Below are 15,798 nucleotides of genomic sequence, written 5' to 3' on the forward strand. Positions count from 1 at the left end.
TGCATGCTGACCATTGAACGCATTTACCCCAAGCAACTCGACCAGAACAATGTCGACGACCAGAACACCCTGAACATTCATCTGCAGCGCTATCGTTTTGCCGCTGCCTGCCTGAGCGGCGAGCGCATCCTCGACATGGCCTGTGGTAGCGGCTACGGCACCGCCTTGCTGGCCGAGCTGCACCCGGACAAGATTCTAGTGGGGGTGGACATCGACCCGGCGGCCATTGCCTATGCCGAGGCGCACTACCGCCTGCCCAACCTCAGCTACCGCTGCGCCGATGCCCAGAGCTTCAGCGCCGAGCAGCGCTTCGACAGCATCGTCAGCCTGGAAACCATCGAGCACCTGCCAAACCCGCAGCAACTGGTCGCCAACTATGCCGCGCTGTTGGCCGAGCATGGCCAGGTGATCGCCTCGGTGCCGATCACCCCGACCCTGGACGGCAACCCGCACCACTTGCATGACTTCAGCAAATCCTCGTTTTTCACCCTGTTCCGCGCCCATGGCCTACGCCCGGATCAGCAGTTCGAGCAGATCCAGTGGTGGCAATTCAAAGGCTTGTTTGTCAAACGTCCGATCAAGCAGCACCGCTCCGAAGGGGTGGGCAACGCCGTGCTGCAGTATTACCGCAAGCACCCCTTCTACCTGCTGCTACGTCTGCGCTCGATGCTGCGCTACGGCTTCAGCAATCGCTACCTGACCTGCAATTTCAGGGCGCCCAGCCCGATGTGCGCAGAGAATCCCCTGCACAGTGGCGCAACCAATGTGGGTGCGCCGGCTTGGCGGGAATGACTTCCTCGGGGCGTGAAGCTACTGGTGGCTCAGGCCGAAAATGGCCAAAAGAGTAAGCGCGAATGTGTCTACGAAAGCCGTAGCGATTCACCCCGCCCCCGCCCATTGATGAGTTCAAGCCCGACAGGCTGCCAGGGGAAGTGCAACCGGGCGCCCGCCAGGTCGCGGCCATGCGCACCCGCCTGGAGCAGGCCGGCCCGAGCTGCGTACTCAGCGAGCCGGCGAGGCGCCCGCGCCTGGCCGAAGCCCTGAGCGCCGGACTGTCCGCGACTCTGGCTGAACTGGATACCCTGGGCGTCACCCTGGCAGTGGATGGCGATGGCTATGCGGCCTTGCTGGATAACCTCGGCGCGCAACCGGCTGGTTGCCTGAAATCGCGGTAACTCGTAGTGCACTAATTGACGCAGGTTAAGGTGTACGGCGTAAGTTTGTTTATCCTGTAGTGCTTTGATTTCTTAGTATCGACACGAGGATACGCAGGGCATGGCGAAGACGAGCGGATCCATCGCGGCAGGTATTGACAACATTTCCGGTATCGCTTTGCAGGCGGCCTCCGAGGATATCTGGGCACAGAAATACCGTCTCACCCGCAAGGACGGCACGCCGGTCGACGACAGCGTCGACGACACCTGGCAGCGTGTCGCCCGGGCGCTGGCGGATGTCGAGCCGCAAGAAGGACGCGAGCACTGGTATCAGCAATTTCTCTGGGCTCTGCGCAACGGCGCGATTCCCGCCGGGCGGATCATCTCCAACGCCGGCGCGCAGGACTACAAGCCGGCCACCTCGACCATCAACTGCACGGTCTCCGGCTCCATCACCGATTCGATGGACGACATCCTTGGCAAGGTTCACGAGGCAGGGTTGACGCTCAAGGCCGGCTGCGGCATCGGCTATGAGTTCAGCACCCTGCGTCCGCGGGGCTCCTTCGTTTCGGGTGCCGGCGCGCATACCAGCGGGCCGCTGTCGTTCATGGATATCTTCGACAAGATGTGTTTCACCGTCAGCTCCGCCGGCGGTCGTCGCGGCGCACAGATGGGCACCTTCGACATCGGCCATCCCGATGTGCGCGAATTCATCCGCGCCAAGCGCGAGGACGGCCGGCTGCGTCAGTTCAACCTCAGCCTGTTGATCACCGACGAGTTCATGCAGGCGGTGGAGAACGACGGCGAGTGGCCGCTGATTTTCCCACTGCACCACAAGGAAAAGGCCGAGCTGGAGCTGGACGATCCGGAGCAGGTGCTCTGGCGCGAATGGCCGGTGCACGACGGCTATATCGTCCGCGAGGACGGCCTGGTCGCCTGCCGTATCTACGGCCGGGTCAAGGCGCGGCATCTGTGGGACATGATCATGGTCTCCACTTACGATTACGCCGAGCCGGGCTTTATCCTCATCGACCGGGTCAACCAGCTGAACAACAACTGGTGGTGCGAGGCGATCCGCGCCACCAACCCCTGCGGCGAGCAGCCGCTGCCGCCCTATGGCTCGTGCCTGCTGGGCTCGATCAATCTGACCTGCTTCGTGATCGACCCGTTCGGTGTCGAGGCGCGCTTCGACTGGGACAAGTACCGCCAAGTCGTGCGTATTTTCACCCGCATGCTGGACAACGTGGTGGAGATCAACGGCCTGCCGCTGGAGCAGCAGCGGCACGAGATCGAACACAAGCGCCGGCATGGCATGGGCTTCCTCGGCCTCGGCTCGACCCTGACCCTGCTCAAGCTGCGCTACGGCAGCCCGGAATCCTGTGTGTTCACCGAAGAAGTCGCCCGCGAAATGGCGTTGGTCGGCTGGGAAGAGGCGCTCGAGCTGTCCAGGGAGAAAGGCCCTGCACCGCTGCTGGTGGAAGACTTCAAGGTCACCGCCGAGATGTTGCGCAAGCGCCCGGAGATGAAGACGGATGGCTACAAGGTTGGCGACCAGATTCCCGGTCGCGTGCTGCACGCCAAGTATTCGCGCTACATGCAGAAACTGGCGGAATTCGCCCCGCAACTGATCGAAGATCTGGCCGCGCGGGGCGCGCGCTTTACCCACCACAGCTCGATTGCCCCCACCGGCACCATCAGCCTGAGCCTGGCCAACAACGCCTCCAACGGTATCGAGCCGAGCTTCGCCCACCACTACTCGCGCAATCTGATCCGTCCTGGGCGCAAGGCCAAGGAGAAGATCGAGGTGTTCAGCTACGAGCTGCTGGCCTACCGCACCCTGATCAATCAGCGGGCCACACCGGGTTCGATCGAGCCGGGCGAGCAGCTGCCGGACTACTTCATCACCGCCGACGACGTCAGCCCAACCCAGCATGTGGATATCCAGGCTGCGGCGCAAAAATGGGTCGACTCGTCGATCTCGAAAACCGCCAATGTGCCGACCGACTACCCCTTCGAGGCGTTCAAGGACATCTACCGTTACGCCTGGCTCCAGGGCCTCAAGGGCTGCACCACCTTCCGCTTCAACCCGGCGGCCTTCCAGGGCGTACTGGTCAAGGAAGCCGACCTGGAGAAGACCCTCTACCGCTTCGTCCTTGAGGACGGCAGCGCGGTCGAGCTCAAGGGTAACCAGGAGGTCGAATACGATGGCGAGGTGAACTCCGCCGCCAACCTGTTCGACGCACTCAAAGAAGGCTACTACGGCAAGTACTGAGCCGGGCGCCGCCACCGTTCAAGACTCGGGCCGCCGCCGCTGCCCGACAGGAGAGATTGCACCATGACCGTCAAGATCAGCCAGCGTATCACGGGTTTCAAAGTAGTCGACGAGGCCCTCGAACGCTCCGCCGCCAGCACCACCCCCGACAAGGCCAGCAAGAGCAGCGTGGTGGAAATGCACGAAAGCCTGCAGCGTCCGGAGACCCTGATTGGCATCACCTACAAGATTAAGTCGCCGCTGTTCGAGCACGCGCTCTATGTCACCGTCAACGACATCGTGCTCAATGCCGGCACGCCCCACGAGCAGCGCCGGCCGTTCGAGATATTCATCAACTCGAAGAACATGGATCATTTCCAATGGATCGTCGCGCTCACCCGAATCATGTCCGCGGTGTTCCGCAAGGGCGGCGGCTGCACCTTCCTGGTCGAGGAGCTGAAGGCGGTGTTCGATCCGCGCGGCGGCTACCTGAAGAAGGGCGGGGTGTACATGCCCTCCATAGTCGCCGAGATCGGTGTAGTGCTGGAGCGCCACCTGATCGCCATCGGCATGCTTGAGGGGCAGGCACTGGACGAAACCCAGCGCCAGTACCTGGCCGAGAAGCGCGCCGCCTACGAGGCCAGCCTGGGTGCCGTGACGCTGGAGCCGGGCGACGGCTTCCCGGCCGGTGCGCAGCTGTGTGGCAAGTGCAATACCCAGGCAGTGGTGCAGATGGACGGCTGCGCGACCTGCCTCAACTGCGGCCACTCCAAATGCGGCTAGTCGCCGGGTAACGCCGCTGCCCACACCCGCGCGCCGCCGTTACAGGGCGAACGGCAGCGCCACCTCGACCCGTTGGCGCTGCAGCAGACGGTGCTGGAACTCGCCCGGATCATGGATCAACACTTCCTGGCCGGCGAAGGAGTCGGCGGCGATCAGCCGCGACAGCCAGAAGCGCACGCAGGCGATGCGCAGCATGGCCGGCCACAGTTCGGCCTCGGCCGGGGTGAAGGGACGCAGGGCGGCATAGGCGCCGAGCAGGGCCTGGGCGCGGTGCGCATCGAGACTGCCATCGGCGTCCGAGCACCAGTCATTCAGGGCGATTGCCAGGTCGTAGAGCATCGGCCCGGCGCAGGCGTTATAGAAGTCGATCACCCCGGCCAGGTGATTACCGTCGAACAACACGTTGTCGCGGAACAGGTCGGCGTGCAGGTTGGCCCGCGGCAAGGCGAGGATGCGTGGCTTGAGCGCATGAATCTCCGCCAGGGCATCGCGCAGCAACGGCAATTGCGTCTCCGGCAGTCTCAGCGCCAGGCTCGGCCCCTCTTCGAGCATCCAGTCCAGGCCACGATCACTCTGCCGTTCCAGCACATGGGCGCGGGTGGCCAGGTGAATATGCGCGAGCAGGCCGCCGACTTCCTGGCAGTGGTGCGGGTTGGCCAGGTTGACGTGCTTGCCCGGCAGGCGCGGCTGCAGCAACGCCGGTTTCTCTGCCAGGCTGCGCAGCGCTTCGCCGCTCTCGGTGCGCAGGGCATAGGGCACCGGCAGGCCGGCCGCATGCAGCACATCGAGCAGTTCGATAAAGAACGGCAGGTCGGCGCTGGGGCCGCGTTCGATCAGAGTCAGGACGAATTCGCCCTGCTCCAGGCTGACGAAGAAGTTGCTGTTCTCGCTGCCCGCGACGATGCCCTGGAAGTCGCGCAGGCGACCCAGGCCATAAGGTGCGAGAAAGGCTTCCAGTTCGTGACGCTCTAAGGGGGTGAATACCGACATATCAGAACCGCCGACTTACCATTTGAAGATTTCCCAGGACGGAATCAGCATGTCCGGAGAATCCGAACGGACGAAGTTGCCGTCACTGCCGTCGGCGCGCACCAGAAAGTAGGGCTTGCCGGTCTTGGGGGTGATTTTGATTGCATAGAGGAAACCATTGACCCGGTATTCCTTAACGGTGCGATCGCCTTCCTGGCGGATGGTTACATCCGGCTCGGCCGAGGGCGCATCATCGGCAAATGCCGCGAGCGAAGTGACTGCCAACAGGCTGGCCAGCAACAAGCGATTGAGTGTGCGCATGGTAACCTTGTCCCTTTGTTTTCAATGGTGCGGTCATTCTAACGCCGCCCCCGCCGAAAAGGTTGATCCTGCTCATGAGCCAAGCTCCTCTCGTCCTGGTCGACGGTTCTTCGTACCTGTACCGCGCCTTCCATGCCCTGCCGCCGCTGACCACCTCCAAGGGCTTGCCCACCGGTGCGGTGAAGGGCGTATTGAACATGCTCAAGAGCCTGCGCAAGCAGTACCCCGACAGCCCCTTCGCCGTGGTTTTCGATGCCAAGGGCGGAACCTTCCGCGATGCGCTGTACGCCGAGTACAAGGCCAACCGGCCGTCGATGCCCGATGATCTGCGCGTGCAGGTCGAGCCGTTGCACGCCAGCGTCAGGGCGCAAGGCTTCCCGCTGCTGTGTGTCGATAACGTCGAAGCCGATGATGTGATCGGTACGCTGGCCCGCCAGTGCGCCGGCGAAGGCCGTGACGTGGTGATTTCCACCGGCGACAAGGACATGGCCCAGCTGGTCTGCCCGCACGTTACGCTGGTCAATACCATGACCGGTAGCATCTATGACATCGATGGCGTGAAAGCGAAATTCGGTGTCGGTCCTGAACTGATCATCGACTACCTGGCGCTGATGGGCGACAAGGTCGACAACATTCCGGGAGTACCGGGGGTCGGCGAGAAAACCGCACAAGGCCTGCTGGTCGGTATCGGTGGCGGTCTCGACGTGATCTACGCCAACCTCGATCAGGTGGCCGGGCTGCCGATTCGCGGGGCCAAGACCCTGGCGGCCAAGCTCACCGAGCACCGCGACATGGCGTACCTGTCCTACGAGCTGGCGACCATCAAGCTGGACGTGCCCTTGAACCTGGCAATCGACGCGCTGCATCCTGGCCCCGCCGATGTGCCCGCGTTGCTCGAGCTGTACGACGAGCTGGAATTCAAGAGCTGGCGCGATGAGTTGTTGCGCCAGAACAAGGGCCAGGTTGCCAAAAGCGCCAAGCTCGGCAGCGTCGCGCCAGCTGCCGATGAGCTGTTTGACCTGGTCGCCAGCGCTGCGCCGCAAGCCGAGCCGGCCGTCGTGATCCCCGCCTCGACGGGCTACCAGACGATTCTCGACCAGGCGCAGTTCGATCGCTGGCTGGAGAAACTCAACGAAGCCGAGCTGATCGCCTTCGACAGCGAAACCACTGGCCTCGATGCACAGAAGGCGCAGCTGGTGGGCTTGTCGTTTGCGGTCACGGCTGGCGAGGCCGCCTATATTCCGCTGGCCCACTCCTATATGGGCGTACCGGCGCAGCTCGATCGGGATCAGGTGCTGGCCGCGCTCAAGCCGATTCTCGAAGACCCGCACAAGGCCAAGGTCGGCCAGCACGCCAAGTACGACATCAATATCCTCGCCAATGCCTCGACGCCGATCGAAGTACAGGGCGTGGCCTTCGACACCATGCTCGAGTCCTATGTGCTCGACTCCACGGCCACCCGCCATGACATGGACAGCCTGGCGCAGAAGTACCTCGACCACAGCACCATCCGTTTCGAGGACATCGCCGGCAAAGGCGCCAAGCAGCTGACCTTCGACCAGATCGCCCTGGAACTGGCCGGGCCTTATGCGGCGGAAGACGCCGATGTGACCCTGCGCCTGCACCAGACCTTGTGGGCCAAGCTCGAAGCCGAACCGAGCCTGGCCAAGGTCTTGCGCGAGATCGAGATACCGCTGGTGCCGGTGCTGGCGCGGATCGAGCGCCAGGGGGCGCTGGTCGACGCCAAGCTGCTCGGCGAACACAGCGTCGAGCTGGGCGACAAGCTGGTGGCGCTGGAGCGCCAGGCCTTCGACATCGCCGGTGAGGAATTCAATCTGTCCTCGCCCAAGCAGCTCGGGGTGATTCTCTACGAGAAACTCGGCCTGCCAATCATCAGCAAGACCGCCAAGGGCCAGGCTTCCACGGCCGAGGCGGTGCTCGCCGAGCTGGCCGAGCAAGACTACGAACTGCCCAAGGTGCTGATGCAGTACCGCTCCTTAAGCAAGCTCAAGAGCACCTACACCGACCGCCTGCCGGAGCAGATCAACCCGCGCACCGGGCGCATCCACACCAGCTACCATCAGGCGGTGGCGGCCACCGGACGACTGTCGTCCACCGACCCCAACCTGCAGAACATTCCGATCCGCAGCGCCGAGGGTCGACGCATTCGCCAGGCCTTCATCGCGCCCAAGGGCTACAAGCTGCTGGCGGCGGACTACTCGCAGATCGAGCTGCGCATCATGGCCCACCTGGCCAAGGACGAGAGCTTGCTGGACGCCTTCCGCCATGGCCGCGATGTGCACAAGGCCACCGCGGCCGAGGTGTTCGGCGTTCCCCTGGATGAGGTCAGCAGCGACCAGCGGCGTAGCGCCAAGGCGATCAACTTCGGCCTGATCTATGGCATGAGCGCCTTCGGCCTGGCCAAGCAGATTGGTTGCGACCGTAAGCAGGCCCAGGCCTATATCGACGTCTACTTCGCCCGTTACCCCGGCGTGCTCGCCTATATGGAGCGCACCCGCGCACAGGCTGCCGAGCAGGGCTATGTCGAGACCCTGTTCGGCCGTCGCCTGTACCTGCCGGAAATCAACGCGAAGAACCAGGGCCTGCGCAAGGGCGCCGAACGCACCGCGATCAACGCGCCGATGCAGGGCACCGCCGCGGATATCATCAAGCGCGCGATGATCGCGGTGGACAACTGGCTGAGCGAGTCAGGGCTGGATGCCAAGGTGATCTTGCAGGTGCACGACGAACTGGTGCTGGAGGTGCGCGAAGACCTGATCGAGCAGGTGCGCGAGCAGATCAAGCAACTGATGAGCGGCGCCGCCGAACTGGATGTGCCGCTGCTGGTGGAAGTGGGCGTGGGCGATAACTGGGACGAGGCGCACTAAAACGGCGGTTTGGCCGGGTGAATCAGGCAGCGGATGGGGGCGGCCACTGCCTGGGTTGCCGACTTTTCAAACCGGAAAGCATCAAGTGCAGATGCTTTATGCCCAATAGATTCTAAGACGCCACTGAACTTTGCGTTTGCACCAGTAGTCAGAACTTACGAATGGCCCAGAAAGCCTTTCAATGCTCCTTGTTGTGTTAAGTGTTGGCAGATATCTGAACCCCGCCCTAGCGGTTCAGACCTTAGACCCCGAGCTTCTCTCTCCCCATATGAGGCTCGGGGTTTTTTTTGTCCGCAGAAAAGTACTCGGCCGCTGATTCAGTCTTCAGTTTCCGGCTCGCTCAGCGCGAACTCACCCAATTGCAGCCATTCAGCCAGCACCGCCTGGGCGTCTTCGATGCCCATACGCTTGGGTGCGGAAAACAACTGGATGCTCACCCGGTCACCCCAGCGCTGGCGGATATCCTGCTGCACCTTGAGCAGCGTCGTCTTGGCCGCACCGAAAGCCAGCTTGTCGGCCTTGGTCAGAAGAATGTGCATGGGCATCTCGCTGGCTGTCGACCAATCCAGCATCAAAATGTCGAACTCGGTCAGCGGCTTGCGGATATCCATCATCAACATCAGCCCGCGCAGGCACTCGCGGCTGCCCAGATAAGCTTCCAGGTGCTTTTGCCAGTGCAGCTTCAGCGGGATGGGAACTTTGGCGTAGCCGTAACCGGGCAGATCGACCAGGCGCCGCTCATCGTCCAGGCGGAAGAAGTTCAGCAGTTGAGTGCGCCCCGGAGTTTTCGAGGTGCGCGCCAGACTGGCGTGGGTCAGGGTGTTCAGCGCGCTGGACTTGCCGGCGTTGGAGCGGCCGGCAAAGGCCACTTCGTAGCCCAGATCGTCCGGACATTGGTCGACTTTGGCGGCGCTGATCTGGAAGGTGGCTTGTTGGCACAGGCCGATAATGGGGTTCTTAGCTTGCATCAGGGTATCCGGTGAGGGCGGGCATAATAGAAATTGCAGGTGCGCAGCCCTTGCGACATTTGCGCACATCCTGCCGGGCGCTACGCGGCGCGGCAAGCGGCGTCGTTTCCGTTTCAGTGGTGCCAGTATATAATGCCGCAAATTTTGTGTGCGCTTTGTCCCATCCGCTGGATGAGTATTGCGGGGACGAATTAGACCTTGGTGTCCATAGAGGGCGGTGCATTGCCTTCCCTGATGAGTCAGATCTGATGACTAAAATGCTGCTTGCCGCTGCTGTGTTGGTGTTTTCCTACAACAGCCAGGCTGCCCAGGATCCACAAACGGTGTTCAACCGCGCTTGCGGGGCATGCCACAATGGGCAATTGCCAATGGCACCGAAAAAAGGCGACACAGCTGCCTGGGAGCCACGTTTGGCTAAAGGCATGGAGATGCTGGTCACCAGCGTCACCAATGGTTTTAATGCGATGCCGCCGCGTGGTTTGTGCATGGACTGCAGCGCCGAGGATTACCAAGCCGTCATACAGTGGATGACCGAGTAAATCCGGCCCATAACTCTTTTTCCCTTAGCCGTAATTGGATTAGCTGATGAACAAAATACTCGTGAGTCTGCTGTTGACCCTAGGCATCACCGGTTTGGCCCAGGCCGCCGGGGATGCAGCTGCAGGTCAGGGCAAAGTTGTCGTGTGTGGCGCTTGCCACGGTGCCGATGGCAACAGTGCTGCACCGAATTTCCCCAAGCTGGCCGGTCAAGGCGAGCGCTACCTGCTCAAGCAGCTTAACGACATCAAGTCCGGCGAGCGCCAGGTCGTGGAAATGACCGGCCTGCTGAATAACCTCAGCGATGAGGATCTGGCCGATATCGCCGCCTACTATTCCAGCCAGACGATGAGCGTTGGCGCAGCCGACCCGAAACTGGTCGCCCGCGGCGAAGCGCTGTTCCGTGGCGGCAAGTTGAACGAAGGCATGCCAGCCTGCACCGGTTGCCACTCGCCCGATGGTGCGGGTCTCGACGCTGCCGGCTTCCCGCAAATCGGTGGCCAGCATGCTGCCTATGTGGCCAAGCAGTTGACCGATTTCCGTGAAGGCAATCGCACCAACGACGGCGACAACATGATCATGCGCGGCATCGCCGCCAAGCTGAGCAACAAGGATATCGAGGCGGTCTCCAGCTTCATCCAGGGCCTGCACTGAGCCTAACAGCGCGGGACGTAAGAACCCGCAACGAAAAGGGTGGCTGCGGCCACCCTTTTTCATTTGTCAGCCCGCTACAATGGCTGGAACCTGGCCCGTCGCACAGGGTCTGACTACCGACTCGTCGCTGGGCGACGCTTAACAACCAAGCAAGGAGTACCCCCATGCGTAAACTGATCCTCGGCGCCGCCCTGGCCATCAGCAGCTTGTTCGCGCTGGCTGTTCAGGCGGAACCCGAAGCCGGCAAGAACTATGTCGAACTCGCCAGCCCTGTGCAGGTATCCAAGCCCGGGCAGATCGAGGTGGTCGAGTTGTTCTGGTACGGCTGTGGGCATTGCTATCAGTTCGAGTCGACCATCAACCCGTGGGTCGAGCAGTTGCCAGACGACGTCAATTTCGTGCGCGTTCCGGCCTTGTTCGGTGGCCTGTGGAACGTGCATGGTCAGGGCTTCATCACCCTGCAAGCGCTGAAGGTGGAGCCTGCGGTGCATGCCGCCGTATTCGACGCTATTCACAAGCAAGGCAAGAAGCTGGCAACGGCAGAAGAAATGGCCGAGTACCTCGCCACCCAAGGGGTCGACAAAGACGCCTTTCTCAAGACCTACAATTCCTTCGGCGTGAAGAGCCAGATGGAAAAGGCCAAGAAACTGGGCATGGCCTACCAGATCAGCGGTGTGCCGACGATGGTCGTCAACGGCAAGTACCGTTTCGACATCGGCAGCGCAGGCGGTGCCGAGCAGGCTCTGCAAGTGGCCGATTTCCTGATCGACAAAGAGCGCGCCGCGCAGTAGGCGGCCGCCACGAGCGCCGAGCATGCTGCGTCGTTGGACGAGCAGCCGCCAAGTTGGCCTGTGTGATCCGCAGGTCAACTCGCAGTGCACTGCTGCCGTCGATTGGCCCTGCGGCGGGCTCCTGCGGCTGCTCAGCTTCAATATCCAGGTCGGCATCACCACCCAGCGTTACCATCACTACCTGACGCGCAGCTGGCAGCACCTGCTGCCCAACAACGGTCGTGCCGGCAATCTGCAGCGCATCGGCACTCTGCTCGCCGATTACGACCTGGTTGCCCTGCAGGAAGTCGATGGTGGCAGCCTGCGTTCCGGCTACGTCAACCAGGTCGAACACCTGGCCCGCCTCGGCGCCTTTCCCTACTGGTACCAGCAGCTCAATCGCAATCTTGGCCGCCTGGCCCAGCACAGCAACGGCGTGCTCAGCCGGCTGCGCCCCAGCCTGTTGGAGGATCACCCGCTACCTGGCCCGCCGGGCCGCGGTGCGATGCTATTACGCATTGGCGAAGGCGAGGACGCGATTGTCGTGGTGATGATGCACCTGTCGCTCGGGGCGCGTACCCGCACCCGGCAGTTGAGCTATATCCGCGAATTGATTGGCGGCTACCGGCACCAGATCCTGATGGGCGACATGAATACCCACGCCAGCGACCTGCTGCTGAACTCGCCCTTGCGCAACCTCGGCCTGGTGGCGCCACAGATCGAAGCGACCTTTCCCAGTTGGCGGCCACAGCGCTGCCTCGACCATATCCTGCTCAGCCCTGGCCTGGCGCTGGAGCGGTTTGAGGTACTGGCTCTGCCGATCTCCGATCATCTGCCCGTGGCCGTGGAAATTCGCCTGCCCCAAGCACTGGGCAGCTCGCAGCTGCCTGCACTTAACCTGTCCGCTGGCGAAAAATCGCAATGAACAACGACGTTCAGCGCTGGAAAGACAAGTACCTGGCCAGCCTCGAGCAGCAGGAAGTCCTCGAGCGGCGCTGGGATGCCCGGGTCGACCTGCTGCGGCGTGGCCTGGTGCGCAGCAGCCTGGCGGCCGAGGGCGCCGATAAAGCAGTCGATCAGTGCATGCAGGATCTGCGTGAAATCCTGCGCCGTGATGACATGGATGCGGGCCTTGCTGGGTTGATCCCGCGTCTGGAAAAAGCCGTTCTGGATTCCGAGCAGCGGCGCCAGCAACGAGTCGCGCAGGTTTCCAGCGCGCTGGTTGCCTTGGTTGACCAGCTGCTCGAACTGGATCTGCCGCGCGAAGTGCGCAGGCCGCTGAAAGACTACGCCAAGCAGCTCGATAGCCGTGCCGAGCAGGTACGCGAGTTGCCGCTGTTGCTGGCCGAGTTGAGTACCCTGCAGCAACAGGCGCTGGCAGTCCTGGGGCACGAACAGGTCGAGCGTCCGAGCTTGCTCCAGCGGCTGTTCGCCGGCCGCGCCGTGACGGCCAGTGACCTGCCAGCCGCGTCCGAATTCGTGCCTGTGCCGGCGTCGCTGTCTGTGGCCCAGCAGATGCCGCTGCAGTCGGCGTTAATGCCATCGACAGTCGCGTCCTTGCCGGCGCCGGTGTCCGCCCGCCCCGTGGTCGAACCCACGCTGGTTGCCGCCAGCCAGGCCGAGCCGAGCGCTGTTCACGCGCCAGCCTCGACCCTGCTGGCGAGTAGGCTCGACAGCCTGCCACTACCTGCCGGCCTGTTACCTCCGGCGGCGCAGGCACAAGAGACTGGCCCCGCTGATAAGCCCCCCGAGGCGGATCCCGAGTTCGCCCTGCCATCGCCGCCAGAACCTGGGTACAGCGCCATCGCCAGCCATGTCGAGGCAACTCTGCTCGGTCTGTTGGACGAATTGGCCTTGCCGGAGCGCCACCAGGACCAGGCCGATCTGCTGCGCGAGCGCATTCTGGCTGGCTTGAACCTATATGAGCTGGTGCCGGTGCTGGAAGATCTGGCCGTGCTGATGCTGGCCATTGCCGATGTCGGGCAGCGCGAGTTCGAGGGTTACCTCAAGCAGCTCAATGAACGCCTGGCGACCTTTCAGGGCGGTTTGCAAGACGCCCACGATGGTTACGCCGATTCGGTCAATGCCGCACGTGAGCTGGACAGCGAGCTGCGCCAGCAGGTCGACGGATTGCACAGCAGCGTGCAGCAGGCAACGGATTTGCCGAGTCTCAAGGAATTGGTGGAAAACCGCTTGGACGGCTTGCTGGGCACCATGGAGCAATACCAGCGTCAGCGTGACGAGCGCGAGCAGCTAGTGGCCGGGCGCCTGCAAACCCTGGTCGAGCGAGTGGCGAACATGGAGCAGGAAGCCAAGGGCTTTCGTCAGCACCTGGAAGAGCAGCGGCAGAAAGCCTTGCTCGATCCGCTTACCGGCCTGCCCAATCGCGCGGCCTGGAACGAGCGCCTGGATCTGGAGTTGGCACGCTGGCAGCGCTATGGCGGCGAATTGCTGATGGCGGTGATCGATATCGACCACTTCAAGCGGATCAACGACGAGTACGGCCACCTGGCCGGCGACAAGGTGCTGAAAATCATCGCCGGCGAACTGCACAAGCGCCTGCGCAAGACTGACTTCATCGCCCGCTTCGGCGGTGAAGAGTTCGCCCTGCTGATTCCGGCGAACCCCTTGGCCGGTGGTCTGCAGCTCTTGGAAACCCTGCGTGCCGGCATCGAAGCCTGCCCGTTCCACTTCAGGGGCGAGCGGGTGACCATCACTCTGTCCGCCGGGATCAGTGCCTTCGTCAGCGGTGAGCGCAGCGAACAGGTATTCGAGCGCGCCGACCAGGCGCTGTACCGGGCCAAGCGCGGCGGCCGGAACTGTGTCGAGGCCGGCTGAGCAAGGTATCTGCGCGCTCAGGCACCGCCATCGTGGCGCGCCACATCAAGCGCATTGCCGCGATACTGGCCGCGTTGCACCGATGATGGGTCACGACGCAACGGGTCTTGCTGGATCACCCCGCGTGCGCCTAAGCCGGCCTCCGAGAGGCCGTTTAATCGCGGCTTGAGCTGGGTCGCGACATTAGTCGCAGGAGGGGTCGGATGGCCTCAGGCTGCCCTGGGCAGATAAGGTCGCCAGGTTTCGGGAATCTGTTCCAGGCGCGGGTAGTTGAGCGCGTCCAGCTGCAGTTGCGAGAGCAGAAACGGCGTGTGGCGTAAATGCGGCGGCAGATGGCGCAGTTCCGGCAGCCAGAGGCTGACATAGCTGGCGTCCGGATCGAAGTGGCGGGCCTGGCGCAGGGCGTTGAAGGGCCGCTGCTGCCGCGGGTCGCAGCTGACGCCGGCCAGGTAGGCCCAATTGCCCCAGTTGCTCGCCGGGTCGTAGTCGATCAGGTGTTCCTCGAACCAGGCGGCGCCGTATCGCCAATCCTGTTGCAAGTCGTTGATCAGGTAACTGGCGACGACTTGCCGACCACGGTTGGACATGAAACCGGTATCGGCCAGTTCGCGCATATTGGCGTCCACCAGCGGCATGCCGGTACGGCCCTGGCACCAGCGGTCGAAGCCTCGATCGAGGCGTTGCGGGGCGTGCTCCGTGGCTTTCAAATCGCCCGCCTTGAATAGTGCGCTGCCGTGACGAACCAGGGTCCAGCGAAAGAAATCGCGCCAGAGCAGCTGCAGCCACAAGCAATAGGTTGAGTCGTTGCCCCCGTATTGCGCCTCATGCCGGCGTAATTCGGCCACCACCCGCCGCGCCGAGAGGCTGCCGTTGGCCAGCCAGGGGGAGAGTTTCGACGAGTACTCACTGCCGATCATGCCGTTGCGCGTGTCCTTGTAGTGGCGCACCCCCTGGCTGTTCCACAGGTAATCGCGCAGGCGAGCCTGGGCCGCGGTTTCTCCGCCGGAGAAGGGGAAGGCGCTGGCCGGCACGCTGAGCGGCTCGCCCAGGCCCAGCCGAGACAGGCTTGGCAGCACTTGCAGCAGCGCCTGCGCGCCGTCCGGTAAGGGCGGCAGAAACTGCGGCGGGGGGCGGGGCTGGAACACGTGCAGGCGTTCCTCGACCAGGTTCTTGAACTGGCTAAATACCGGCGGCAGCTGTTCGGCTGGACAGGGCAGTTCCTCGGCGTGCAGCAGATTGTTGCCAGGTACTTGCTGCAGCGCGACGCCGGCAAGCGCGCCCTGCACACGGGCGAGTTGCGCGCGTTCGTCCGGGGCGATTTCTTCCAGGGTCAGCACCTGATCCAGGCCGAGCTGGCTGACCAGTCGGGGGAGCACCTGCTCTGGCGTACCCGGCAGAACCAGTAAGTGCGAACCACGCTGGCGCAGCGCGCCATCCAGCACCATCAGGCTCTCCAGGAGAAAGCGCGCACGGTGCACGCCGAGCCGGCGGGTGCCGAGGGCGCAGGTCTGCAACTGCGCCGGATCGAAGACGAACACCGGCAGCAGGCACTCGGCACTCAGTCCGGCCTGCAAGGCCGGGTGATCGTCGAGACGCAGATCCTGTTTGAACCACAGCAGTGCGCGCATGGTGGGTTCCTCAAGCATCGGCGAAGGTGCGCTTGCC

At 63.0% G+C, this 15,798-nt stretch carries 13 protein-coding genes and 1 pseudogene; 10 read left to right on the top strand and 4 right to left on the bottom strand.

Annotated features, from left to right (window positions below):
• The first annotated feature begins 3 nt into the window (after positions 1-3).
• The 4 genes and pseudogenes from VCJ09_RS00465 to VCJ09_RS00480 all read left to right on the top strand — a co-directional run bounded on the left by VCJ09_RS00465 (position 4) and on the right by VCJ09_RS00480 (position 4,188).
• Complete coding sequence (locus tag VCJ09_RS00465) at positions 4-792, top strand: class I SAM-dependent methyltransferase (RefSeq protein ID WP_324732678.1); 789 nt, start codon at positions 4-6, stop codon at positions 790-792.
• Between the two features lie 134 nt (positions 793-926).
• Positions 927-1,175: pseudogene (locus tag VCJ09_RS00470) on the top strand (zinc ABC transporter substrate-binding protein); the annotation flags it as partial.
• A gap of 100 nt (positions 1,176-1,275) precedes the next feature.
• Positions 1,276-3,426: an adenosylcobalamin-dependent ribonucleoside-diphosphate reductase gene (locus tag VCJ09_RS00475; protein WP_324732679.1), complete on the top strand. Its 2,151-nt coding sequence runs from the start codon at positions 1,276-1,278 to the stop codon at positions 3,424-3,426.
• 63 nt (positions 3,427-3,489) lie between these two features.
• Positions 3,490-4,188, top strand: coding sequence for a TSCPD domain-containing protein (locus VCJ09_RS00480; RefSeq protein WP_324732680.1), 699 nt, complete (start codon positions 3,490-3,492; stop codon positions 4,186-4,188).
• 39 nt (positions 4,189-4,227) lie between these two features.
• On the opposite strand, the gene VCJ09_RS00485 is transcribed toward VCJ09_RS00480, so the two are convergent.
• Both VCJ09_RS00485 and VCJ09_RS00490 read right to left on the bottom strand, forming a co-directional pair.
• Positions 4,228-5,178, bottom strand: a complete 951-nt coding sequence (locus VCJ09_RS00485) for a homoserine kinase (protein ID WP_324732681.1) — start codon at positions 5,176-5,178, stop codon at positions 4,228-4,230.
• A 15-nt stretch (positions 5,179-5,193) separates the two neighbouring features.
• Positions 5,194-5,478 (bottom strand): DUF2782 domain-containing protein, encoded by a 285-nt coding sequence (locus VCJ09_RS00490; RefSeq protein WP_324732682.1) that lies wholly within the window; start codon positions 5,476-5,478, stop codon positions 5,194-5,196.
• A 74-nt stretch (positions 5,479-5,552) separates the two neighbouring features.
• On the opposite strand from VCJ09_RS00490, the gene polA reads away from it, so the two are divergent.
• On the top strand, positions 5,553-8,366 hold the full coding sequence (polA, locus tag VCJ09_RS00495; protein ID WP_324732683.1) for a DNA polymerase I: 2,814 nt from the start codon (positions 5,553-5,555) through the stop codon (positions 8,364-8,366).
• A 317-nt stretch (positions 8,367-8,683) separates the two neighbouring features.
• Here polA and yihA read toward each other — a convergent pair whose 3' ends face one another.
• Positions 8,684-9,334 carry a ribosome biogenesis GTP-binding protein YihA/YsxC gene (yihA, locus tag VCJ09_RS00500; protein ID WP_324732684.1) on the bottom strand — a complete coding sequence of 217 codons (651 nt, stop codon included), beginning with the start codon at positions 9,332-9,334 and terminating at the stop codon, positions 8,684-8,686.
• A gap of 248 nt (positions 9,335-9,582) precedes the next feature.
• Between yihA and VCJ09_RS00505 the strand changes: the two genes are divergently transcribed.
• From VCJ09_RS00505 to VCJ09_RS00525, 5 genes are all read left to right on the top strand, one after another.
• The gene (locus tag VCJ09_RS00505) at positions 9,583-9,873 is read left to right on the top strand and encodes a c-type cytochrome (protein WP_079204171.1); all 291 of its coding nucleotides are present in this window, start codon (positions 9,583-9,585) and stop codon (positions 9,871-9,873) included.
• 46 nt (positions 9,874-9,919) lie between these two features.
• Positions 9,920-10,525, top strand: a complete 606-nt coding sequence (locus tag VCJ09_RS00510; protein ID WP_324732685.1) for a c-type cytochrome — start codon at positions 9,920-9,922, stop codon at positions 10,523-10,525.
• A 164-nt stretch (positions 10,526-10,689) separates the two neighbouring features.
• Positions 10,690-11,316, top strand: coding sequence for a thiol:disulfide interchange protein DsbA/DsbL (locus VCJ09_RS00515; protein ID WP_324732686.1), 627 nt, complete (start codon positions 10,690-10,692; stop codon positions 11,314-11,316).
• 22 nt (positions 11,317-11,338) lie between these two features.
• The gene (locus VCJ09_RS00520; RefSeq protein ID WP_324732687.1) at positions 11,339-12,220 is read left to right on the top strand and encodes an endonuclease/exonuclease/phosphatase family protein; all 882 of its coding nucleotides are present in this window, start codon (positions 11,339-11,341) and stop codon (positions 12,218-12,220) included.
• The gene (locus VCJ09_RS00525; protein ID WP_324732688.1) at positions 12,217-14,133 is read left to right on the top strand and encodes a diguanylate cyclase; all 1,917 of its coding nucleotides are present in this window, start codon (positions 12,217-12,219) and stop codon (positions 14,131-14,133) included. The genes VCJ09_RS00520 and VCJ09_RS00525 overlap by 4 nt, the downstream gene beginning before the upstream one ends.
• Positions 14,134-14,342: 209 nt before the next feature.
• On the opposite strand, the gene VCJ09_RS00530 is transcribed toward VCJ09_RS00525, so the two are convergent.
• The gene (locus VCJ09_RS00530; RefSeq protein ID WP_324732690.1) at positions 14,343-15,761 is read right to left on the bottom strand and encodes a DASH family cryptochrome; all 1,419 of its coding nucleotides are present in this window, start codon (positions 15,759-15,761) and stop codon (positions 14,343-14,345) included.
• Between the last annotated feature and the right edge of the window lie 37 nt (positions 15,762-15,798).

The organism is Pseudomonas paeninsulae (assembly GCF_035621475.1).
GTDB classification, from domain to species: domain Bacteria; phylum Pseudomonadota; class Gammaproteobacteria; order Pseudomonadales; family Pseudomonadaceae; genus Aquipseudomonas; species Aquipseudomonas paeninsulae.